The sequence below is a fragment of the Halorubrum sp. SP9 genome (assembly GCF_005435015.1).
GTDB classification, from domain to species: Archaea; Halobacteriota; Halobacteria; order Halobacteriales; family Haloferacaceae; genus Halorubrum; species Halorubrum sodomense.
The window spans coordinates 1-228 of sequence record NZ_SGXU01000730.1 but is presented as its reverse complement, the minus strand read 5'-3'; the positions used below and the strand labels follow the sequence as shown (position 1 = coordinate 228).

The following is a 228-nucleotide window of genomic DNA, read 5'->3' as shown; positions in this document are numbered from 1 at the left end:
ATCTCGTTGCCCGACTCGGAGCCGTAGCGGACGCCGAGCTGGACGTACAGCTGCGCGAGCCCCATGATCCCCAGCCCGATCTTCCGCATGTCCCGGACCTTCTGTTCGATCTCCGGGACTGGGAAGTCGGACATCGTGACGACGTTCTCGAGGAAGCGCGTGCCGTACGCGATCCGCTCGTCGAACTCCTCGAAGTCGATCGCCTCGTGTAAGAACGCCTCGACGGCG

At 64.0% G+C, this 228-nt stretch carries 1 protein-coding gene; it reads right to left on the bottom strand.

Annotated features, from left to right (window positions below; translation table 11 throughout):
* Positions 1 to 228: hypothetical protein (locus EXE45_RS19145; RefSeq protein WP_137695212.1), on the bottom strand; the 228-nt coding region annotated here is incomplete at both ends.